We start from the raw sequence: 22,278 nt of genomic DNA, 5'->3' as shown, positions 1-22,278 counted from the left end.
TTTACGCGCATTAATACATAATTAACGCGCTATTAATTAGTATAAGATTTCTATCTTAAATAATTAAAAAGTAAGAATAAATTTAACTCTTGCCATAAGTTCGTAAATACCAACCCTAGCATTTTCAAGCGCTTTCTGTGATGGAAGGGTTAAATAGGGGCTTAGGTCTCCCTTGCTATGATAGTCAACGGGGAAGAATGTAGTGAAAGACGTTATGCCCGACAACTCCCGTTGTAGTCGGTGGATATGGCTAGCAGAGGATACTACCCATACATTCTTATTATTAAGGTAATGTTTTGCGGAAATTATTTCTTCATGGGTGTTGGTACCCTTACTAGTCGTGATTATATGCTTTGGTTCAATGCCCATTGAAAGAAAAAATTGCTTTGCTACATGGCTATAATTAACTGCCTTATTGTGGAGAAAATTACCACCAGTAATTATCACAGGTGCCTGTGTTTTGAAATGAAGTCTAGCTGCTTCCACATTTCGTTGTAACGAACACTCGGGCCACCTGCTAATATCAGAAACGTCGCCCTGTGTACTGTAGTAGCACGCGAGAACAAAAATATAGTCAGGCTTCTGGTTTTGCCGAGCCAGACGGTTATCTGCCTTGTATTCCACAAAATGCAAAAGTACGTCGCTTGCGTATGGCTGAGACCAAAGCAATAACCAAAATATGGCTACATTCCTTATGAGCTTTGCTACATATTGTCTCGAAAGGAAGTTTAGTATCACGCTAATTAATAATAATAATAGTGTTAGCTTAAGCGGCGTAATAAGTTGAAGAGTGATAAGCTTCAGAACATCCATATTCAGACCAGATGATATAAAAAGGAGTTTACATGAGTTGTAAGGTTACTGTATTTAACAAAACTATGCGAACAGCATCTTTACTAATCGCCTTAGTTATTTGTCATGCAAAATCAGAGGGGCTCTCTGAGGTTATCAAGCAAGTAACTCCATCTGTTGTTGCTATTGGGCTTTATACGCCAATCGAAAACAGTGGAAATCAGGTGTTAGGAACAGGTTTTGTGGTGGGAGATGGCAAGCATGTTGTTACTAACTATCATGTAGTGTCGAAAATTTTAGATCCTCAAATTGTCCAATATTATGTGGTTGTAACAGGTCAGGGACGTCAAATAACAGCATTCAAAGCTGAAATTTTAGAAATAGATCCTTTGCATGATCTTGCATTATTGCGTTTTGAAGGGAAGTTAACCAGTGCTGTATTATCTTCGGGCAAGATGGTGGAACCAGGTTTTGATGTTGCTTTTACTGGGTTTCCGATAGGTGCAGCTATTGGACTCTATCCTGCAACGCACAGAGGTATGGTGTCGGCTATTACGCCAGACGCTATTCCAGTTCAAAATTCAAATAAGTTAACGGCGACTATGCTGAATAGATTGCGGAAACCAGAGTTGGTTTATCAGCTTGATGCGACGGCTTATCCCGGTAATTCAGGAAGCCCAGTTTACGATGTGGGCAGTGGAGAAGTAGTTGGCGTAATTAACAAAGTTTTTGTTAGTCAGGGCAAAGAGTCAGCTTTGTCCGCACCTAGCGGTATAAGCTATGCAATTCCGGTGCGCCATGTTTTAAAACTGATGGAAAAGCAAAACCTCTAGGCAAAGCGCTGTTGTTACTTGCGGTCGGTTGGTTTAATTATTTTATAGGGATTGTAACGATCTGGGCTAATAATTCCTTTTGGATCTAATGCGTGTGCAATTTCTCCTGCAGTTTTCCAAAATGTACTATTTGCGTTTAATTCTTGCTGTTGTTTTATGTTTAATCTGTAAGGAATGAAGCCTTGTTTGAGGCCTTTAGAAACTAATTCATTTAAACATGCATGCGCGTCTCTTACGGCTTGAGGGTTTTCTAAATCAAAAACGATTGGAATAGTACTATCTGTTGAAATGCCGCTTAAGTTTGTAAAGGTTATCATTGGTTCGATATTATACTTTGGGGTGATACTTCGTACCATATCGATAAAGTTTTTCATATCAGCTGTACGAGCTGGAACAAGCGGGGCATACCAAAGAAGACCACAGCCGTCTTTAGCTGGGTTTAAATGTTCAGGCCGATTATTCGGTGACACCCTTGAATTACGCCAGTAGGCAAGAGGTAGTGCGACTTCGCTTGGTTTTCCTTGCATCACATCCATGCCTTTATGTAGCTTTTCTAACTGAATTTTAGCGTTGGCTAATGCTTTAACTGGCAGGTTACGTGTTGCAAATACCCCTAATTTAATTAGCAAGCTGCTCGAAAATAAAATTTGATCGGCTTTCCTTTTAGCAATAGCTTTTACATCCTTTTTGGCTGCCCTTGCGACTTTCTCTGTCCCATAAATAGTACCCACGATGGTCCATTCTGGCACGTCGTATTTTTTAGCAATATAGTCCACTTGCTTTTCTGTCATCACAGCATGATTGCCCTTACCTTGTGGGTTTTCCGCAACCATGGCGCATACTCTGCGTTTATCCATCAAGTTAATCGAGCCGACAACACCCTCTAGATTATTAAAAATTTCTTTAACAATATCATAAGCATTTTCGAAGCTATCTTGTCCAAAAAACCTCATGTAGAAAGAGTCAAAAGCAGGTTTTTTACGTGCAAGTGCAATAGTTATCTCAGTAACTATTATATTTCCAGATTGAGTAAAGATTCCGTCAAGATAAGGTCCGTGCTTCCATTTGAAAGTCTTATCTACATAACAGTCTGAAGAATTGTCGGTTGCTGTATCGCTCATAGCTTGCAGCGAAGATTCGTAAAAGCTCCCGTCTGCTAAAAAACCTTTAATTGCTGTTACAGCGCTGAAGTGGTCTGCGACAGGGGTTATGCCATAACCTCTCTCCAATGCATTGCCAAGAATACTTGTTGTAGGGCCTGCACCTGTAACGGGAACCATAAAGGGAGCTTGCTCTCCCTGCAAAAAGTCGTAAAGCTGCTGTTGTGTAACGCCAGGAGTAACGGTAACGATGCCGCTTTCTGCATCAAAATATTTAATGTCTTTCAATCCGGATAGGTCTAAGACCACGGCTATCGTATTTGTTATATTGGGTGATGAAGAGCCATATCCCCAGTTTCTACCTGTTGATATTGGATAGATAGAAAACTGTTGAAAGCCTGAGTCAGCACATTCGTGTGCTAGTTCTAAGAGAAAGGCTATCTGTTCTTTAGTTTCTATTTTAACAAAAATGCAATTCGTAGGCGGGCGGGGGAAAGCCTCTGTAACCATATTGTTTGCAACTTCAAAAACTTGTTTTTCCGTCAACTTTAACCGGCTTCTTATTGCACTAATGAGCTTGTTCATAAATGTCTCAAATTGACTTTTTACATGCCACTTAAGATAACATTGAAACAAACAAAAGCAATTTTCAATATTATTTACTAGCTCGCATCAGAGGCGTATACTTATGTCCAAATATTTTACAATTCATCAAGATTCTAATTTATCTTTTGCGAAAGAGTTTGTATTTTAATGCTTTTTTTTGTGGTGCAAATTTTGCATATTGATCGGTAAGAAGAAGATAAGGATTTAGACATGGCTGAACCAGATGTAAAAAATACTCGAAGAGCGTTTGTTAAAAGAATAGGGGCCGGAGTAGCTATAAGTTCTTTGCCCGCTCAATCAGTTTGGGGAGCATGCAACGCGACCGGTATTTCTGGTGGCTCTAGGGTAATAGCCGTGACCTGCGAAGTGCCCGAAATATCCGGCGGGTGGTCTCCCGGTATCTGGAAAAAGTTAGCTTTTCCTAATTTGTGTGCAGCATCAGCCGACAGCAAAAGTTCTAGTAACAAAGATAAAAACGGTAACAAAGGTAACAAAAATTATAAAAGTTCCAGCAGCATTGCGGACACATCTGAGGCACCTGCCGACGAAGTTCCAATAGGTCTTCAACACGCGCTGCATGCGATTGTAAAGATATTCGGTGATAACGGCAAAGATATGAATCTTGAGTACATTGCCGGAGTTGCGAAATTTATCAGAGATACAACAGTTACGTTAGGAGACGGTGACACAGTTGAGCAGGTTGTGTTTAACTTGCAAGATGTCTTAGGAAAGACGGTGACCGGTGATAGCAAGATGGACTTAGCGGCTATGTACCTGAACGCATTCTTTGGCCTATCGGATTGGAATACAGAGATAAATCCTTTCTATGACGACATTGTCGAAGATTTTTGGGGCTCGCATTTAGTATCAAGTGCATTGGATAACGGTACTGAAAACAGAAATGGCACTCCAAGGTTTCCTGTGCCAGAAGACTTAGAGATATCAAGCGAGATAGTTACGCAATACTGGGACGATGGCAGCTCAAGTATTAGGTTTGGAGAGACAGGGAAAATTCCTTATGTCGAAGAGTTTAAAACCAACGGTCAAATAGACACGACGAAATTGTGTCCACTGTAATGTGAGAAGAGTTTAGGTGACAAGGCTAAATGATGATATTTTCTATGAGTTAATGCCTGATAGTTCGGGCATTGTGTTCTTTGATTCACCTAGTGGCGAAACTATTTTCTCTTCAGACTCTTCCACTAAAGATATAGATATCGTGAACAATAGTATTGATTGGAAAAAAACAGAAAACGCTGCAAAAAGTAATGCTGCATTGGAAAATTTTTTATTGCAATTAGAGAATTCGGGTATTTTGATAAGAACATGAACCTAGATTTGGATACTGGACTATATACATATCGCTTTACTAGGTTACCTCATTATCTCCATGAACAACTTGAACTTCTTTACGATAAAGGGCTTTGTGACCTTAGTGATGTTCCCATTGACTACACGGTGGACTTACAAACGAGCGGTTTGTTTAGGCGCTTGTTTAGGCCCCAAAGGACTTTTTTTCTAGACAGTCAGCGTATTTTTAACCCAGTTCCTGTTAAAAATTGTCTTCCTTCTGTTGAGTGGGCGATGAACTGGTGTATCGGTAGCTCCGACCATCACCACCTTCTTATTCACGCTGCCGTAGTCGAAAAAAAAGGCAAGGCAATCATACTCCCAGCTTCACAGGGTTCAGGAAAAAGTACCTTGTCGGCATACCTGGGGTTACACGGCTGGAAGTTGTTTTCGGATGAGTTGGCAATAGTAGATTTAAAAAGTAACACAGTAAACCCTATATTTCGTCCCGCATCTTTGAAAAATCGTTCCATTGATATCATAAAAGACATAGCGCCACAGTCAGTATTCTCCGCAACAACAAATGGAACTCAGAAAGGTTCAGTAGCTCATTTAAAAACTTCGACTTTCGACGATTTTAAAAAACTTCAGCCGAAGAAAATATGCGCTGTAATTTCACCTAAATACAGAGAGAGTGTTGAGTTAACAATTAATAAGCTGAATTCTGTACAACTATTTGCAATGCTAGTTAAAAACAGTTTTAACTACAGTGTATTGGGTGTAAGTGGGTTCAAAACCGTTAATGAGATAGTTCAACGATCGGTTGGGTTTAGTGTCAAATATTCTAGCTTTGAACAAATAACTCCTTTTTTAGACGGGTTAATAGATTGATTTTTTGTATTTCATCGAAGTTTGCCGAAACTTGTTTCGTTAACCCTTTCTCGCTCCGCAATTTAAACGATCTCCAATGGCAAGATTTGCTCAGGCTACTGCGGTATAACGATATGATAGCGACGCTTGCGGCGATAGTAGATGAGTGCGATGTACAAATTAATTCCAGTTATGCACAGAAACACCTTCAAGCGGCATCAACATATGCTAGAAGACAAGAACAACAAGTACTTCATGAGGCATATTTACTTAACAGTGATTTAAACGAAATTAACGTAGCTCCCATTTTTTTGAAAGGTGCCGCGTACGCTCTAGCGAAAGATAAAAATGCTTTCGGAAGACTGATGTCAGATATTGACATATTAGTAAATAAATCTTCTCTGCCCTACGTTGAAAAGCAGTTAAAGAAATGTGGGTGGCATGAAAAAGAAATTTCGAATTACGACGATAGATATTACCGTCAGTGGAGTCATGAGCTTCCGCCCTTCTATCATCAACGTACTGGAGCTACTCTTGACGTACACCATACTTTAATTCCTCCGATAACTGGTAAACAATTGCCAGTGAGTGATATTGTGAAGAAAGCGAAATATGCAGATGACCTTGGGTACCTTTGTATAGAATGGAGATTGATTCACTGTATTATCCATTTTTTTTATAATGAAGACTATGACAAGCCGTTCAGAGATTTTTGGGATATTAAATGTTTGGTTGATAAAGCATGTAAAGAGGAAAGAATAGAGAGTGCATGTAGTATTGCAAAGGAGCACGGGTTCAAAGACGAGTTGGCTTTCAGCCTTTACTTATTAGAAATCAAGTACAATAAACCTTATTATAGCAATCTGGCGCTGACGCTTAATATAAGTTCTTGGCAAAAGCTTTTTGTAAAAAATATCCTTATCCACGTTGTAGTTTTACGACATAATTTAATAGACTCTAAAATTACGAAGGTTTGTTCGTTTATTATGGTTGTGCGCGGTCATTTAAAAAAAATGCCTCTAAAAATTCTTCTCCCTCATACTTGCGTAAAACTATGGCGAATGATTGTCGGCTCGCTGCTTGGTCAACATCATTTCGACTGAAAGGAAAGTTATGAAAATTTTAGTCACCGGCGCAGCCGGCTTCATTGGCGCTGCCGTATCTCAATACTTGATTAACCGCGGTGACGAGGTTGTTGGAATAGATAATATTAACGATTACTACGATGTGAATTTAAAACATGCACGGCTAGCCGGAATCAAGTCATCGAGCGCCGCATCTCGTTTTTCGTTTATTGAAATGGGTGTGGAAGACCGTGAAGGTATGGCTGCACTTTTCGAGCAGCAAAAGTTCGATGGCGTTATTCACTTAGCCGCGCAGGCTGGCGTTCGCTACTCTCTTGAAAACCCTAACGCGTATATTGATAGTAATGTCGTTGGCTTTATGAACATTTTAGAGGGATGTCGGCATACCAATATTCCGCACTTGGTTTATGCATCTTCAAGTTCTGTTTACGGCTCAAATAAAGAAATGCCTTTTTCTGAAAAGCATAATGTGGATCACCCGGTTAGTATTTACGCCGCCACCAAAAAAGCCAACGAGTTGATGGCACATACCTATAGCCATTTATATGGCTTAGTGACAACCGGCCTGCGTTTTTTCACTGTATACGGGCCTTGGGGCAGACCAGATATGGCCCCCATGAAGTTTGCCAAAGCGATATCATCAAAAGGAAGTATTGATGTTTATAATTATGGTGAGCATAGACGAGACTTTACATACATAGATGACATTGTTGAGGGTGTAGTAAGGTCGTTAGATAGAGTCGACTGCAAAGGTTCTAACACAAATATCTCTGGCGATAAATATGAAGTAATTAATATAGGTGCTCAAACGCCAGTGCATCTTCTTAGCTTTATCGAATTGATGGAAAAAGCGTTTGATAGCACGGTAAGTAAAAACTTGTTGCCTATACAGCCGGGCGATGTACCAGATACCTATGCAGACGTATCTCGATTGACTGAATTGACCGGGTATCAACCTAAGACGTCGATAGAAGAGGGGGTAGAGAAGTTTGCACTGTGGTATAAAAGTTACTATTCAAACTAGGTTATGATCGCCTGTTACTTTGAACATACCCCGCATATTTCCTAGGCAAAAACTCCCTAGTCGTAGAATACCCAAGGTCGAAAAGGGCGTTTTTAATCTCTGGCGTGAGTGAAAAATCAACCGCAGATATTTCGCCTGTATTCACGACCACTGTGTTGTGCCAGTAGCGCGCATTTACATACTCCCTCGACATGGCTGTCATGAAAGTGCGTATTAGCATGCCCACATATTGGGGAAGTTGTAATACGCTCTTTTTTATTTCTCTACGTTTTTGCTTAGTGCTTTGTAGTCGAAAGCACACTGAAGGAGTGCCGTCGCCTTGCCAGTCTTCAAAAAGAGCATCTTCAGACAGTATAGCGCCGTCTACCAGTAGGTATTCTTTAAAAGGCTTAAACGAGAAAATGAGCGGAATAGACATAGAATAGCGAACTGCCTCGGATACTTTCATGTCCGGTGTAGTAGTGCGGTTAAACAGAACCGGCCCGCCGCCATTTACATCGGTCGCTAATATATTCAATGCCATGGGCATATCGTTGAAAGTGGCACCCTCTAGTTGCTCATCAATCCATTCCTGAAATACATCGCCAGATGAAAGACCGCCTTCCCGGAGTAAACGGAAAATAGAGAACGCCGTAAATTGTTTGAAATCGGTATTAAGGGCTAACTCTCGCATTTGCTCAACGGAATAGCCTTTGGCAAACAACGCAGCAACTATAGAGCCTCCCGAGACACCTACCAATGTTGAAAAGCTTATATTCATATCTTGCAGCGCTTTTAATATACCAATGTGCGCACTTAACCGGGTTCCTCCACCAGAAAATATAGGAACGATGTGGGTGCGAGGCGCAGGCTCTGTTGGCATAGGTTTTCTTAGCATACTGGTCTCAGGTTTACTGCAAAATGCATTGTAAAAGTAGGTAATTACAATGAATTATTTAATCATAGTGTAGGCAAGGTAAATAGCCACTAATTGGAAGCAATTATTATCGCCAAGGGCTAGGCTACTCTTGTGTTTTACAACTAAAAAACGGGCGTCCTATGGCGCCCGTTTTTGTAGTTCCTTGCTTTCTTACTCTCGAAAAAACTAGCTAGCCAGTTTAGCTTTCATCTCACGGCGTTTAGCATGCAGTAAGGGCTCAGTATAACCTGATGGTTGTTCTTTCCCTTTAAAAATTAAATCGCTAGCAGCTTGAAAGCCAATAGAGTTTTCTAAGTCTGGCGCCATCGGTATATACTCTGGGTCGCCCGCGTTCTGCTCGTCTACTAACACAGCCATACGAGAGAGCGACTCTTTCACCTGATCAACGCTTACAATGCCGTGCTCTAGCCAGTTGGCTATATGCTGCGAAGAAATACGCAGCGTGGCCCTGTCTTCCATTAAGCCTACATCATTAATGTCAGGCACTTTCGAGCAGCCTACACCTTGATGCACCCAGCGAACAACGTAGCCTAAAATTCCCTGAACATTGTTATCGATTTCACGCTTTATTCCGTCACGAGTTAGGCTTGACGTGTCTTCTAAAAGCGGAATAGTAAGAATGTCACTTAAACCATCGAAGTTTTCATCTAACTGCTTTTGTACATTAAATACGTTTACATCGTGATAATGCAGTGCGTGCAGCGTTGCAGCAGTAGGAGAGGGTACCCATGCTGTATTCGCTCCCGCTTTAAGGTGACCAATTTTGGCTTCCATCATATTTTGCATTTCATCAGGGGTTGGCCACATACCTTTACCTATCTGAGCTTTGCCAGATAGTCCACAGCGCAAGCCAACGGCTACATTTGCCGTTTCGTAGGCTTTAATCCACGGCATGGTTTTCAATGTTGCTTTTTCTGCAAACGGCCCAGCGAGCATAGAGGTGTGTATTTCATCGCCGGTGCGATCTAAAAAGCCAGTATTGATAAACACAACGCGAGATTGTGCTTCGGCAATACAGGCTTGAAGGTTAACGCTGGTTCTGCGCTCTTCATCCATAATACCCATTTTAAGCGTGTTGCGTGGTACATCAATAATGTCTTCAATACGCTCAAACAATACGTTGGAGAACGCCACTTCTTCTGGCCCGTGCATTTTAGGCTTAACAATATAAACACTACCTTCACGGCTATTTTTAAACTCGCTGTTGTCGAGTAAGTCGTGCTTAGCAATAAGAGAAGTGATAAGCCCGTCCATGATCCCTTCTGGCACTTCTTCACCATCGAACAGCATGGCGTTGTTTGTCATTAAATGACCTACGTTACGAACGAACATCAAGCTTCTACCCGATAACACTAATTCGTTTTGAGATGTTTTTTCCTGAGCCGCATGCTTTGATGGGTGGTATACACGGTCGCTGTGCATTGCTCGCACTATGCTTTTACCACCTTTTGTCATTTCAATGCTTAGTGTGCCTTTCATTAGGCCGAGCCAATTGCTGTAAACCAATGTTTTATCTTCAGCATCTACGGCTGCCACCGAATCTTCGCAGTCCATAATAGTAGTCAAAGCAGCTTCAACCAGTACATCTTTCACATTGGCTGAGTCACTTTCACCAATAGGATGAGTAGGATCTATTTGAATTTCAAAGTGAAGACCATTGTGAGCAAAAAGCAGTGCTGAAGGCGCGTTAATATCACCTTGATAGCCCAGCCATTGTTCTGTGTTAGCCAGTGTAGTGATATCACCGTCTGTTAGGCGAACTGATAGCTTACCCGTTTCTATTTTGTATTCTGCGGCGTCGGCATGACTACCTTTGGCAAGGGGGATCATGCTGTCTAGGTAGGCTTTCGCTCTCGCGACTACTTTAGCGCCGCGTACAGGATTATAAGATTTGCCAGGTTCGGCTCCGCCTTCTGTACCTATAACGTCTGTACCGTATAGAGCATCGTATAAACTTCCCCAACGGGCGTTAACGGCGTTTAGTGCGTAGCGAGCATTGTTGATGGGCACTACGAGTTGGGGCCCCGCCATAGTGGCAATTTCCGCATCTACATTTGCTGTAGTCGCGGTTACGCTTTTTGGTTGCTCTACCAAATACCCAATTTTCTTTAAGAATGCTGTGTATTCGCTTCCCGATGCAGGGTTGCCCGCTTTATGGTAGTCGTCGATGGCAAGCTGGAGCTGTTCACGCTTTTCAAGCAGCGCACGATTTTGAGGTATGAGCTCTGCAAAGAGTGCTTCAGCGCCTTTCCAGAACGTATCTTGCTGCACGCCTGTGCCTACAATGGCCTGCTGATTAATAAAATTATCGAGTTGTTCTGCAACCTGCAGACGGCCGCGAGTGATATATCCTTGCATAACTACCTCTATACGTTGTTTTTTATAGGTAAGTATTCTTACTGCTGTGTTTTTGCCTAGGCTGTTACAGAATCAAGTACCCAATCGATATTTAACTTATCGGTACTTAACTTAATGCAGTACTTGGCTTAGAGCCGAGTTCATCATTGGCGTGTTTTCAAGTTGCCCAATAAACTCAGCGAACATTTAAACAGTACATAGCCTAGAGTGTAGTGCGTATAGAGATAGTTTTTTAATTTATGGTTTGTATCTTTGCCATAATCTGGGTGAATGTTCTCGCTACACCGCATTCATTTCACTGGCAACGTCGCTAATTAACCTGCGCAGCCAAATGTGACCGGCGTCGTGATGAAGCAGAGCGCTCCATGCCATCTTCAATGCAATAGGCGGAATATCAAAAGGAGGCTCTTTAATTACCACGTCCGGATCGTGTTTGAATAACTTCGCTGCTTTACTAGGTAATGTAGCAATAAGCTTTTGTTTTTTCGCAATTTGAAGCGCAGCGTGATAGTGGCGGGTGAACACGCGAATAGCACGCTGTTTTCCTATCTTGGTTAGCTCTGCATCAACCCAGCCTAACTTTTGTACTTCATTAGGATCGATACCTACTCCTACACCGAAGCCTGTTTTACTTACCCAAATATGTTGGGCGTTCAAGTAACTCTCTAAATCGCAGCGTTGCACTAGGGGGTGATCTGCGCTCATTACACAGCTAAACGTGTCGTACCAAACTACTTTCTGATGGAATGAAAGAGGCAGTTCGTCAAAGCGGTTTATTGCCATGTCTACTTTGCCCTGCTCAACATCGTGAAAGGTTACGTCGCTCGGCGTAATTAAATCTAGCGTAATATTAGGCGCTAACTCGGCAAGTCTGCCTACCAGCTCGAGTAAGAGAGTACTCTCTGCATAGTCACTAGTCATTATGCGGAATGTTCTTTCACTGGTTAGCGGATCGAATTCGGTTTCTGGCTGAATAGAGCTTTCTAAACGTCCTAATACATCTCGGATGATTGGCTGAAGTTCTAGTGCACGTTTAGTGGGCGTCATTCCATCGCTTGTTCTTACCAAGAGCGGATCTTTAAACAGGTCGCGAAGGCGTTTTAAGCCGTTACTCATAGCGGGCTGAGTAATGCTGAGCTGGTTAGCCGCTTTTGTAACGCTGCCCTCACGCAATAAAACGTCTAAGTAAACCAGTAAATTAAGGTCGACCTTCGCTATATTCATAGTTGGAATGCTCTTTATGAAGATGATATTTAAAACGTATTATAAAGGGTTTTGTAGCGCTTGTCAGATAAGCGTTTAGTCTTATGCTGCTTTTTACGCTCAAATCTAACTATATGAAATTCTGTTGTTATTTTTTATTGTAATATGCGCTGGCGACAGTTTTTGATTATTTAGCTGGGCAAAGGAGCTTATTTAACGTGTATGTAAATATATATTTCATAAGAGTTATGAATATAGATTTTCTAAACCCATAAAAAAGGGCACCCGAAGGTGCCCAGTAAAGGAAAGGTTGGGAACTTTCCGTTAAACGTCGAACTGGTTCATGGTGTTATCTTCACCCGATGCTTTAAGTGCCGCATCACCAGAGAAGTACTCTTTGTGCGTATCACCTAAATCAGAACCTGCCATCGCTTGGTGTTTAACACACGCAAGGCCTTGGCGAATTTCTTGGCGCTGCACGCCGCGAACGTAAGCTAACATACCATCTTCGCCGAAGTAGCCTTTCGCTAGGTTGTCTGTAGACAAGGCGGTAGTGTGGTAAGTTGGAAGCGTAATAAGGTGGTGGAAAATACCTGCCTCACGTGCTGCATCAGCTTGGAAGCTCTTAATCTTCTCATCAGCAACTGCTGCAAGCTCGGTATCGTCGTATTCAACAGCCATAAGGCCCGAACGGTTGTAAGCAGAAACATCTTTACCTTCTTCGCTCCAAGCATCGAATACTTGCTGGCGGAAGTTAAGTGTCCAGTTGAATGATGGTGAGTTGTTGTAAACTAGTTTCGCATTAGGTACTTGCTCGCGAATAGCGTTAACCATTTCGGCAATTTGACCTACATGTGGCTTTTCAGTTTCAATCCATAGTAAATCTGCACCGTGCTGAAGCGATGTAACACAGTCTAGTACCACGCGGTCGAAACCAGAGCCGTCTTTAAATCTGAACAAGCCATTTGGAAGGCGCTCAGGTTTTACTAACTTACCACCTTGTTTAAGCAGAAGGTCGCCTTCGTTAACATCGTCGGCACCGTTTACTTCAGTTGTTTTCAGGAACGCGTTGTACTGTGCAGCTAAATCGCCTTCAGACTGAGACACTGGGATTTTTTGAGTAAGTCCTGCACCAAGTGAATCTGTACGAGCCACAATAACGCCGTCGTCTACACCTAGCTCAAGAAACGCGTAACGTACTGCGTTAATTTTAGCTAAGAAGTCTTCATGAGGAACCGTCACTTTACCGTCTTGGTGACCACACTGTTTGGCATCAGATACTTGGTTTTCAATTTGAATACAGCATGCACCCGCTTCAATCATTTGCTTTGCAAGTAAGTACGTCGCTTCTTCGTTACCAAAGCCTGCATCGATATCGGCAATAATTGGAACAATGTGTGTTTCGTAGTTCTCAATTTCTGCTTGAATAGCAGCCACGTCGCCGCCGTTTGCTTTGGCATCGTCGAGTTTGTGGAAAAGGTCGCCTAGTTCTCTTGCGTCAGCCTGTCGTAGGAAAGTGTAAAGCTCTTCGATAAGCGATGAAACGGTAGTTTTTTCATGCATCGACTGGTCTGGAAGAGGTCCAAACTCTGAGCGAAGTGCCGCTACCATCCAGCCAGAAAGGTAAAGGTAGCTTTTACTTGTTGTACCCTGATGCTTTTTAACCGACAACATTTTTTGTTGGCCTACAAAACCATGCCAGCAACCTAAAGACTGTGTGTATTGCGATGAGTTTGCATCGTACTCTTCCATATCTTTACGCATAATTGCGGCAGTGTAGCGAGCGATGTCTAAACCGGTCTTAAAACGGTTTTGAAGCTTCATACGAGCGGCATACTCTGGGTTAATGCCTTCCCATGTGCCTTTTTGTGCTGCTTTCAATGTTGCGAAGTTATCAATATCTTGTTGGTATTGCGACATGAGCGTCTCTCCCGTCTATGTTTATATTTTTTTACGTATAACGCGCTTTTGTCATTCACTATGTGCAAGCTGTAGGGCGTTTCCGCGAGTTCCATTTTATCCTAGTGGGGTTGTGTGAATAATAGAAATATATATTTTGCATTACGGTCATTTATTTTGTGAATGCACTGAGCGGCATCAGAGGCTACATTAGAGACTATGTTAGAGACTATGTTAGACGCGATAATTGAACTTAGAAAAGCAGGAGCCGCACTTACAAGAATTCGGTATTTTAATTTATCAGGAAGATTCCTATGTTTAACGCTATAGTTAGGATATATATGGAAAGTTGCGACACTCTAAAAACAAAGTAACAGCAAAGTAATAGCAAATGTCTATTGCGGCTTCAATTTTAGGCATCTTTAAACAGAGTAAAAGTGAGTAGTATGAGCAAAAGTGTATTGTCGTCTGTTGACCAAAGAACCAAGTTAGTTGGTGAAAATAGACTGGAACTATTGATGTTTCAGCTAGGTACACGTCATATATTCGCGATGAACGTTTTTAAGATAAAAGAAGTTATTAATATGCCTAAGCTAAACTCTATGCCGGGCTCTCACGATAACTTACGGGGAGTAATGGATTATAGAGGCAGCGCCATTCCTGTTATCGACCTGCGCCAATCAATAAAAATGCGCGGTGCAGCGACCGATGAAATCGCCAGAAACGTGATTATTACCGAATACAACCGCAGCGTGCAGGGCTTTATCATTGGTCAGGTGAAAAGCATTGTGAATACATCATGGGATACCATTCAGCCCCCGCCAAGTGGCATGGGTAAGTCTAATTATCTTACCGCCATCACGCAGGTGAATGTTGAAGGTAAAAATGAGATGGTGGAGATCATCGATGTAGAGAAGGTACTTGCTGAAATCATCGATTACGACATCTCTATATCAGAAGAAATACTCGACACCGAAATTGTTAACCACTTTGCTGGCAAGAAAGTATTGATTGTGGATGACTCCAGCACTGCTAGAAAACAAATAAACGATACGCTTTCTCAGTTAGGTATAAGTATTATTGAACGTAAAAACGGTGCTCAAGCGCTTGCGCTGTTGAAGCAGTGGGCCGATGAGGGCAAGAACCCCGTGGATGAGATTCTACTTATGTTCACCGATGCTGAAATGCCAGAAATGGACGGTTACAGGCTTACCGCTGAAGTGAGAAGTGATCCGCGAATGAGTGATCTGTTTATTGCATTAAATACATCGTTAAGCGGCAGCTTCAACGATGCGATGGTGGAAAAAGTGGGATGCAATCGCTTTATATCTAAATTCCAACCCGACATGTTGGTCGATGTTGCGCAGCAACGCATGCGAGAGTACCTTGCAGAACACGGTGAGTAAGGTTTAGCGTACCAACCGCTGTTTATTCGCAAGTAATCGCTGACTTATCTTAAAGTTTTGTGGTTAATGCCTGTGTGCTTTACAATCTCCTGCTATAAAACATTCTTTCTATCTAGGGCGTGTTGACCTTTGTTGTACGAGTTTTGGGCTAAATGTACAGCAAAGATCAACACGCCCTAGTATCTATTTAAATTATTGCGTAACGGTATGCGCTTTCAGGTTTTGCTGTAGTCAGTTTTTGCTATGAGCCTCCTGATATGTGCATGTTACTTACTCAGGGAAGCTATTCATGGTTAAAAAAGTTGTACGTGCGTCGTTAGTAAGCAGCGCCTCTATCGCATTACTCGCTGGATGCACAGTTACTGAGCCAAATAATAATATCGATAAAACGGTGGCAACTAACGCCCCCAAAAATATCATTATGGTTGTTGCAGACGGAATGGGCCCTGCGTATACCACTGCTTATCGCAACTTTGTAGATGATAAAAATACCCCTGAAATAGAAAAAGTGGTTTTCGATGATATCTTAGTGGGTAATGCATCTACTCACCCTGCACATGTATCAGGCTATGTTACCGACTCAGCTGCTGCGGCTACAGCTCTGGCTTCCGGCACCAAGTCGTATAATGGCGCTATTGGTGTTGATGTAGAAATGGAGCCAGTAAATTCAGTAATGCACTATGCGAAGGGCTTAGGCATGAGAACCGGTTTGGCGGTTACATCGCAAATAGTTCATGCTACGCCTGCTTCTTACATTGCTCACAATGAAAGCCGCAAAAACTACAACGACATTGCCAACGATTTTTACGACATTAAAGTGAATGGCGAGCCAGTGGCTGACGTCATGTTAGGTGGCGGAACTACCTACTTTAAGCGCGAAGACAGAGATATTCTTGCCCAATTCATCAACGATGGGTATCACTACGCAGATTCTTATGAAAACCTTGCTGATGTGCCCAAAGGTAGCAACGTAATTGGTTTATTCGCACCGGTTGCATTGCCCGCAGTTCTCGATGATGTGCGAAAAGATCGCCTAGCTTATTTAACTAAGCAGGCTGTTAGGCATCTTGAAAACGATAACGGGTTCTTTTTGCTCGTAGAAGCAAGCCAGGTAGATTGGGCTGGGCATGCCAATGATATTGGCTCTGCAATGGCCGAAATGCATGACTTGGCGCAAACCATAGAGTATTTGCGTGGTTATGTTGAAGATAACCCAGATACGCTTGTTGTGCTCACCGCCGACCACAGTACTGGAGGCCTGACTATTGGAGCTGGAGGCGACTATCGTTGGAGCCCGGAACATTTGCATAAGATGTCAGCATCGGCACGCACAATTGCAAAAGGCATGGTGGATAACGAAATGTCTGCTGAGTACGCAGCTGAAAAGTTAGGGCTTTCTCTTACAAGCGACGAGCTTGCTATGTTGGACAGCGTATCGGATCAAGATGAAGAAACCCGTTACTCTGCTATTAAGTCATTTCTTGATGTGAAAACCAATACAGGGTGGACAACGTCTGGTCACACTGGCGTTGATGTTGAAGTGTTTGCGTTCGGTGCGGGATACACATCGTTTATCGGGCAAATAGACAATACTGATATTGCTAAGAAAATATTCGGCCTTTTAGAAGAAAAGTCCGTATCAAAACCTGTTCTTTAATCAACGACTGACTTAATTGACTTAGTTGACTCAATTGATTGAATTGACTTAGCAGCTATGCAGATTTGCCAGCATAGTGTATTGCTTTGTTGGCAAAGATTTAGGATTGCTATAAAAGGTTCTTCAAACACGTAAAATAGGGAAGACATAACTTGATGAATGACGATATGCGAGCGCTACTTCAAGATATTTATAACGAAGTAGAACCCATGCTTGGTATGGGAAAGGTTGCCGACTATATACCCGCGCTTGCTACCGTTAACCCTCGTCAATTCGGCATTGCCATATGTGATATTCAAGGGCATATCACATCAATCGGTGATGCCGGAGTTCCCTTTTCCATTCAAAGTATTTCCAAAGTATTTAACTTGGTACTGGCCATTAACCATTACGGCGAAACCATGTGGGATAGAGTTGGATGCGAGCCTTCGGGCCTTCCATTTAACTCACTGGTGCAGCTTGAGTACGAAAATGGACTGCCAAGAAACCCATTCATTAATGCTGGTGCGCTGGTGGTGAGCGATATGGTGCAGTCGCGGTTTGCGTCACCGCATATTGCCATGCGCGATTTTGTGCGTCGCTTGTCTTGCAATGGCGAGATAATGGTGAATAAAGTGGTTGCGGAATCTGAGTTTCAACATCGCTCGCGCAATGCAGCAATGGCTTACTTAATGAAAGCTTACGGCAATTTTGAAAATGAAGTTGAAGATGTGCTTCACAATTACTTTCACAACTGCGCTTTGGAAATGAGTTGTGAAGACTTAGCTCGCTCAATCAGCTTTCTCGCCAATAGTGGTAAGTCTGCGTGTGCCGACGAACAGGTATTAACGCCTTATCAAACCAAGCAAGTTAATGCATTACTTGCCACAAGCGGCATGTACGATGAAGCCGGAAGTTTTGCCTTTAAAGTAGGTCTGCCGGGTAAAAGTGGCGTAGGTGGCGGCATTGTTGCTGTGGTTCCCGGGCGTTTTACTATCTGCGTATTTTCGCCAGCGCTAAATAGTGTGGGTAATTCGCAGCTTGGCGTAGCAGCATTAACTTCGCTAAGTGAGCGGATTAACTGGTCTATTTATTAGGCGCTACTGCTTTTTTTTGCAAATTAATATCCAGTCAGTTCCATGAAACCCTTGCCGTCGTGAGTTCCCGAGATTGATACTCGCCCTTCATAGTAGGGAAATAAACTGTGGTTCCACTGCCCAGTTTTAAATGCAGACACGTTTATCTTAAGTTTTTTACTGGGGATGGAAATCTCCCAAGACGTTGGCACGCTATGTTCAGCTTCATGCTTAGTGTTGTTTTTGTCTGAGGCTTTTTCAGTAACAATTCTCTCTCTTTTTAACGGGCGAATGTGTATATCGTTTTGCTGCAAGGTTTCTGCTTTACCAGTTTTGGTAATGTAAGTTCCCGTTGTATAAATTTCGTTTTGTGTTCTTCTTGTGTCGCTGGCTGTGTTGTTGGCAACTTGGCTTTCGTCTAGCGAGTGCATGCGAAAAGCCATAAGTTTACTGCCGTCATTCAAATGCAGTGAAAACCAATCCCAGCCCATGGCACTGTCGTTAGCAAGATGACTTGTCCATTCATGATCGTACCAACCCAGACCTTTTACGTTAAATGATTGATTGTTGATAGTAACCGTGCCGTTTGCATCAATAAAAGGCTGGCTATAGTAATAAGAGCGAAGCTGCTCATTTCGTGTTTTTTTGCTATAGCCACTTTCGCCCTGCTTTATGAAAGGTCCGTGTGTTGATAGCGACAACGCCACATCAACGTCTTGGTTAATTGAAAAAGCAAGAGCGGCGGGGAAGGGCGATGCTCCCTCAGATGTCCAAGACCAGTTGTCTATTACAGCGCTAAATGGGGAGGTTTTGACAAAGGCGTTGCCCACACCTCCTGCGGCCAATCGCTCTTCAAAGTAATGTTCGGTTTTGCTGTGAAAAGAAGCATGCCCCATCCACTGCTGAGGCTCAGACCATGCAGTTTTTACCATGCTATCAGCCGCATTGCTGAAGCGGAATAAAGTGTATTGAAGGCCATATTCGTTGTTCTCCTCATCTTCTAACACAAAGGTGAGATACCACCATTCTAATTGGAATTCTGGGTGACTTTTGTGATCTTCTGGCAGTCTCATGGGGCGTGCCTTACTTACAGGCATGTACACATTTTCAGTTTCTTGTGAAAAAGCACCAAAAAACTGCGAGGGCCCGGTGTCGGCTGATTCGGCAGAGCCTTTAGCGGAGTTAGAGCCTTCAGCGGAGTAAGAGCTTTTAGCTGAATAAGAGCCTTTAGTGAGATAAGAGCCGTCAGCAGTGTTAGAGCGTTCGCCAGTGTTATCTGTGCAGGCAGCGCATAGTAGTGTTATCGCAGAAAAAATGACGACACAGGCCCGCTTCACTTGTTTGACAATGTATTGCTTAAAAGCAGTTTGTTTTAGAGCAGTTTGTTTTAGAGCAGTTTGTTTAGCACTTTGAAAAATCACAGTGGGGTATCCTGACGTAAATCGACTTTAGGTTTCATTCTGCCTAGCGGAAGCGCAATAACTAGGCAGATAATGCCAAGAGACACGGCTACACTTGTAATAATAACGCCAGCATCAATCGAAAGGGGGTAAACCCAGTTAAAAGCCAGCCTATTTACCTGAAAAATAAATACATAGGCCAGGTAAATGCCGAACGGCACAGCAAGTAAGGCGGTTAGTATGCACAAGAAAATATATTGTCCCAGCAAGCTTAACTTTACCCTAGTTTTACTCACACCAAGTGCCCGCAATACAGATAGCGACGAAGCATTGCTTAGCGACAATATGCTCAAAGAGACGGCAAACGCAATGCCGGCCACTAGCAGCGTAGTAATATTAAGCCCGTCAGTTAAGATAAAGGTCTTATCGAAGGTATCCATGGAAAGCTTGAGTAGTTCGTCTCTAGTGAATAAGTTTCCCTGAGCATCCAGTATGTCGGTATTCGATAGGTAAGCTGACATTTCCTTATTATTGTATGAAATTGCAAGCACTCCAGAAAAAGCCTCATCGCCAATAGTAGCCCTGTTGAACTGGGAGAGTGGAAGTAAGATTTGTGAGCGCATGCTGCCATAGTCAGGATAGATACCCAGTACATTAAACGACGGCGTACTACTGAAATAATGGTTATTCGTCATTTTGGAATACGTATTTCCAGAAGCAACATTTCCAGAAGCAATATTTCCAGAAGCAACATTACCAGAGGCAACGTTTTCAGCGGCAATGCTGTTTATTGTAAGCGTATCGCCAATTTCTATATCGTGAGCAAATGCAAGCTGCTGATTTATATAGACACCTTTACCTTTTTCAAATTTTGTCCATGCGTTCTGCACTTCGCTATCTACCACAAATGCTAGCTTCCCCTCGTTATGAGTAGGGTAGCTGCTTATTGATACAGCAAATGCGTTTGCCTTCGAACTTTCAAGTTTATTGCCTGCTAATTTACCCTGAAGTCTTAAAAGGGGCGTGGCTACTGCGCCTTCAGGCAACACAATTTCAGAAAGAGGTACGTCTGTGTATAGATACGCTGGTGCATAAAGACGTTGTGTTAACCAGCTTTCTGTTGCCGAGCGAAAGCTGTCGGTCATAACGTTCATTCCAATATTGGCGGTAAGCGCAATGAAAAAGGCGCACACTGCCAGTTTTGTGCGAGAGGAAAGTTGAGCCGTGCTGGCAATAATAAAATGCAAAACAGGCTTGTGGGTGGGCGTAATAGATACCACCCAGTTTGCCAGCAAGGGCAGCCATAAAATCACCAGCGTACAGCTAACCAGCAGCAACAATGCAACAAATAAAAGAGCATGCAGTGTTGATGACACAAACCATTGGGCAACGAGTAACAGACTTAATCCAGCTAGCGTAGTGCAAATCACAAACCGTTTAGTAAATGCAGGTGCGGCTTTTACATTGTTAATTGAAAGCGCCCCTGAAAGCTGCTTCGCAGGCAGCAGAGCAAAAATACCTAACGCCAAAAAAGTAATGCACACCGATAAAGACAAGGTTGAAAGCAAGCTAACATTGGGTGTTACAAATACCGCGTCGAACAATGAAGAAAATGTTCCGCTAATAATGGGAGACAGCATAGACGCTGCATAAAAACCTAAAGCACATCCTATGGGAACACTCACTAAGCAATATAAAAAGAGCTCTATGAGTAGCCCTATCGTTAAGTACCGGCTTGCTATACCAAGCTGTCTAAGCCTTATTATGTTGGGAAGTCGTGTGCGATACATTAAATTCAATGCGTTTAACACAATAAAAAGTGCCACCACCGCCATAAGCGCTCCCATTGCCCAAAGGTTAAGCTTAAAACTGTCGGGCAACGAGCCGGTGTCTTGCTGTGAATTACTCAGCTGCTGCACATTGATGGGCACGGGAATAATGCTTTTTAGATCTTTAATCTGTTCTTTTGATAAAGGCGTTAACGAAATAAACCCTGAAAGTGGCAAGGTTTCAGTAGTGACATCCTGACGATAAAAATCTGCAATAGAAACTAATATGTTGTCTTTAGGTACTGCAGTGCTTGTACCTAACCGAAAGCGCGGTGTTGCATGGTTTAATGTTGTCGCCGCGATGTCTGTTTTTGCAATCGACACGTTGTTGCAGGCCAGTTTCGCCATGGTTAAAGGGTGTACACCTGCTGTTATCGCAGGAGCGACCTGTTCATATTTTAATGTGGAGGCAGTTTGATTAGCTATACCGTTAAACAGGCCGATACCTGAGTTAGCTATATTTTTGGTGCTGTCTCTGCTCTCTCTACCATTTTCGCCATTAGTATTATCAAACGGGTAGCTGTATAACGCTTGTGTGTCTATGCCGAGTAAGATGAGTGAGCGCGCGGAAGCTTTAGCTCTATCGGCATCGGCTCTATTGGTGTCCGTTCTATTGATATTGTCATCAGACTGCTCACAATAAAAAGGGTACTCTTTTTGAGCGAAGGCAATCAGCTGGGTGGCTCCGCCTATTCTTGCTTTTGCATAGTGGGCCTTGGTGAGGGTATAGCCTTCGCTTGCGGTAACAACACTGCCGCTAAACAGAGAGCTTTGCCCGTTTACAAGTTCACCTTGCGACGCGCCCTCATTAATAAGCAGTACAGTGATAAGCCCAGCGTTGGCTAAAATAATGGCGAACATGATGAGCAATGGCTCCCACGGCCGCACCCGCGACATCGCCAATAGGGTTTTTAGAGTTAGCGCTAATGTTCTTTTCAAGATCATTCCTATG

At 42.8% G+C, this 22,278-nt stretch carries 17 protein-coding genes; 9 read left to right on the top strand and 8 right to left on the bottom strand.

What is annotated here, in order from left to right; all coding sequences use genetic code 11:
* Positions 1–63: 63 nt before the first annotated feature.
* Positions 64–813, bottom strand: a complete 750-nt coding sequence (locus tag GTW09_RS08700; protein ID WP_163111555.1) for a YdcF family protein — start codon at positions 811–813, stop codon at positions 64–66.
* Between the two features lie 32 nt (positions 814–845).
* On the opposite strand from GTW09_RS08700, the gene GTW09_RS08695 reads away from it, so the two are divergent.
* Complete coding sequence (locus tag GTW09_RS08695; RefSeq protein WP_163111554.1) at positions 846–1,625, top strand: S1 family peptidase; 780 nt, start codon at positions 846–848, stop codon at positions 1,623–1,625.
* Between the two features lie 14 nt (positions 1,626–1,639).
* Here the strand turns inward: GTW09_RS08695 and GTW09_RS08690 are convergent, their stop codons facing one another.
* A complete protein-coding gene (locus GTW09_RS08690) occupies positions 1,640–3,310 on the bottom strand; it encodes an FAD-binding protein (protein WP_163111553.1) in 1,671 nt (556 codons plus the stop codon).
* Between the two features lie 231 nt (positions 3,311–3,541).
* On the opposite strand from GTW09_RS08690, the gene GTW09_RS08685 reads away from it, so the two are divergent.
* Genes GTW09_RS08685 through GTW09_RS08665 form a run of 5 tightly spaced genes read left to right on the top strand, consistent with a single transcriptional unit; the run spans position 3,542 to position 7,600 of the window.
* Positions 3,542–4,408 (top strand): hypothetical protein, encoded by an 867-nt coding sequence (locus tag GTW09_RS08685; protein ID WP_163111552.1) that lies wholly within the window; start codon positions 3,542–3,544, stop codon positions 4,406–4,408.
* Between the two features lie 16 nt (positions 4,409–4,424).
* Positions 4,425–4,661 (top strand): hypothetical protein, encoded by a 237-nt coding sequence (locus tag GTW09_RS08680; protein ID WP_163111551.1) that lies wholly within the window; start codon positions 4,425–4,427, stop codon positions 4,659–4,661.
* Positions 4,658–5,512, top strand: coding sequence for an HprK-related kinase A (locus tag GTW09_RS08675; protein WP_163111550.1), 855 nt, complete (start codon positions 4,658–4,660; stop codon positions 5,510–5,512). The genes GTW09_RS08680 and GTW09_RS08675 overlap by 4 nt, the downstream gene beginning before the upstream one ends.
* On the top strand, positions 5,509–6,594 hold the full coding sequence (locus tag GTW09_RS08670; RefSeq protein WP_163111549.1) for a nucleotidyltransferase family protein: 1,086 nt from the start codon (positions 5,509–5,511) through the stop codon (positions 6,592–6,594). The genes GTW09_RS08675 and GTW09_RS08670 overlap by 4 nt, the downstream gene beginning before the upstream one ends.
* Before the next feature lie 10 nt (positions 6,595–6,604).
* Positions 6,605–7,600 carry an NAD-dependent epimerase gene (locus GTW09_RS08665; RefSeq protein ID WP_163111548.1) on the top strand — a complete coding sequence of 332 codons (996 nt, stop codon included), beginning with the start codon at positions 6,605–6,607 and terminating at the stop codon, positions 7,598–7,600.
* Between the two features lies 1 nt (position 7,601).
* On the opposite strand, the gene GTW09_RS08660 is transcribed toward GTW09_RS08665, so the two are convergent.
* From GTW09_RS08660 to GTW09_RS08645, 4 genes are all read right to left on the bottom strand, one after another.
* Positions 7,602–8,462, bottom strand: coding sequence for a patatin-like phospholipase family protein (locus GTW09_RS08660; protein WP_071980192.1), 861 nt, complete (start codon positions 8,460–8,462; stop codon positions 7,602–7,604).
* Between the two features lie 222 nt (positions 8,463–8,684).
* Positions 8,685–10,877, bottom strand: coding sequence for a malate synthase G (locus GTW09_RS08655; protein WP_163111547.1), 2,193 nt, complete (start codon positions 10,875–10,877; stop codon positions 8,685–8,687).
* A gap of 279 nt (positions 10,878–11,156) precedes the next feature.
* Positions 11,157–12,101, bottom strand: a complete 945-nt coding sequence (locus GTW09_RS08650) for a LysR family transcriptional regulator (RefSeq protein ID WP_071980190.1) — start codon at positions 12,099–12,101, stop codon at positions 11,157–11,159.
* A 303-nt stretch (positions 12,102–12,404) separates the two neighbouring features.
* On the bottom strand, positions 12,405–14,000 hold the full coding sequence (locus GTW09_RS08645) for an isocitrate lyase (protein WP_163111546.1): 1,596 nt from the start codon (positions 13,998–14,000) through the stop codon (positions 12,405–12,407).
* Between the two features lie 425 nt (positions 14,001–14,425).
* On the opposite strand from GTW09_RS08645, the gene GTW09_RS08640 reads away from it, so the two are divergent.
* The 3 genes from GTW09_RS08640 to glsB all read left to right on the top strand — a co-directional run bounded on the left by GTW09_RS08640 (position 14,426) and on the right by glsB (position 18,118).
* Positions 14,426–15,385, top strand: a complete 960-nt coding sequence (locus GTW09_RS08640) for a chemotaxis protein CheV (protein ID WP_163111545.1) — start codon at positions 14,426–14,428, stop codon at positions 15,383–15,385.
* Between the two features lie 289 nt (positions 15,386–15,674).
* The gene (locus GTW09_RS08635; protein WP_163111544.1) at positions 15,675–17,042 is read left to right on the top strand and encodes an alkaline phosphatase; all 1,368 of its coding nucleotides are present in this window, start codon (positions 15,675–15,677) and stop codon (positions 17,040–17,042) included.
* 167 nt (positions 17,043–17,209) lie between these two features.
* A complete protein-coding gene (gene glsB / locus GTW09_RS08630) occupies positions 17,210–18,118 on the top strand; it encodes a glutaminase B (protein ID WP_071981317.1) in 909 nt (302 codons plus the stop codon).
* A gap of 23 nt (positions 18,119–18,141) precedes the next feature.
* On the opposite strand, the gene GTW09_RS08625 is transcribed toward glsB, so the two are convergent.
* Positions 18,142–19,518, bottom strand: a complete 1,377-nt coding sequence (locus GTW09_RS08625; RefSeq protein WP_338024935.1) for a lipocalin-like domain-containing protein — start codon at positions 19,516–19,518, stop codon at positions 18,142–18,144.
* A complete protein-coding gene (locus GTW09_RS08620) occupies positions 19,515–22,271 on the bottom strand; it encodes an ABC transporter permease (protein ID WP_239059327.1) in 2,757 nt (918 codons plus the stop codon). The genes GTW09_RS08625 and GTW09_RS08620 overlap by 4 nt, the downstream gene beginning before the upstream one ends.
* Between the last annotated feature and the right edge of the window lie 7 nt (positions 22,272–22,278).

Source organism: Alteromonas hispanica (assembly GCF_010500915.1).
In the GTDB taxonomy this organism is placed as follows: domain Bacteria; phylum Pseudomonadota; class Gammaproteobacteria; order Enterobacterales; family Alteromonadaceae; genus Alteromonas; species Alteromonas hispanica.
This window is presented reverse-complemented; position numbering and strand designations above follow the sequence as displayed.

Bases quoted from the DNA above. Each gene is read 5' to 3' on its own strand.
- GTW09_RS08700 (WP_163111555.1), bottom strand. From the start codon at position 813: ATGGATGTTCTGAAGCTTATCACTCTTCAACTTATTACGCCGCTTAAG.
- GTW09_RS08695 (WP_163111554.1), top strand. From the start codon at position 846: ATGAGTTGTAAGGTTACTGTATTTAACAAAACTATGCGAACAGCATCT.
- GTW09_RS08690 (WP_163111553.1), bottom strand. From the start codon at position 3,310: ATGAACAAGCTCATTAGTGCAATAAGAAGCCGGTTAAAGTTGACGGAA.
- GTW09_RS08685 (WP_163111552.1), top strand. From the start codon at position 3,542: ATGGCTGAACCAGATGTAAAAAATACTCGAAGAGCGTTTGTTAAAAGA.
- GTW09_RS08675 (WP_163111550.1), top strand. From the start codon at position 4,658: ATGAACCTAGATTTGGATACTGGACTATATACATATCGCTTTACTAGG.
- GTW09_RS08665 (WP_163111548.1), top strand. From the start codon at position 6,605: ATGAAAATTTTAGTCACCGGCGCAGCCGGCTTCATTGGCGCTGCCGTA.
- GTW09_RS08660 (WP_071980192.1), bottom strand. From the start codon at position 8,462: ATGCCAACAGAGCCTGCGCCTCGCACCCACATCGTTCCTATATTTTCT.
- GTW09_RS08655 (WP_163111547.1), bottom strand. From the start codon at position 10,877: ATGCAAGGATATATCACTCGCGGCCGTCTGCAGGTTGCAGAACAACTC.
- GTW09_RS08650 (WP_071980190.1), bottom strand. From the start codon at position 12,101: ATGAATATAGCGAAGGTCGACCTTAATTTACTGGTTTACTTAGACGTT.
- GTW09_RS08645 (WP_163111546.1), bottom strand. From the start codon at position 14,000: ATGTCGCAATACCAACAAGATATTGATAACTTCGCAACATTGAAAGCA.
- GTW09_RS08640 (WP_163111545.1), top strand. From the start codon at position 14,426: ATGAGCAAAAGTGTATTGTCGTCTGTTGACCAAAGAACCAAGTTAGTT.
- GTW09_RS08635 (WP_163111544.1), top strand. From the start codon at position 15,675: ATGGTTAAAAAAGTTGTACGTGCGTCGTTAGTAAGCAGCGCCTCTATC.
- glsB (WP_071981317.1), top strand. From the start codon at position 17,210: ATGCGAGCGCTACTTCAAGATATTTATAACGAAGTAGAACCCATGCTT.
- GTW09_RS08620 (WP_239059327.1), bottom strand. From the start codon at position 22,271: ATGATCTTGAAAAGAACATTAGCGCTAACTCTAAAAACCCTATTGGCG.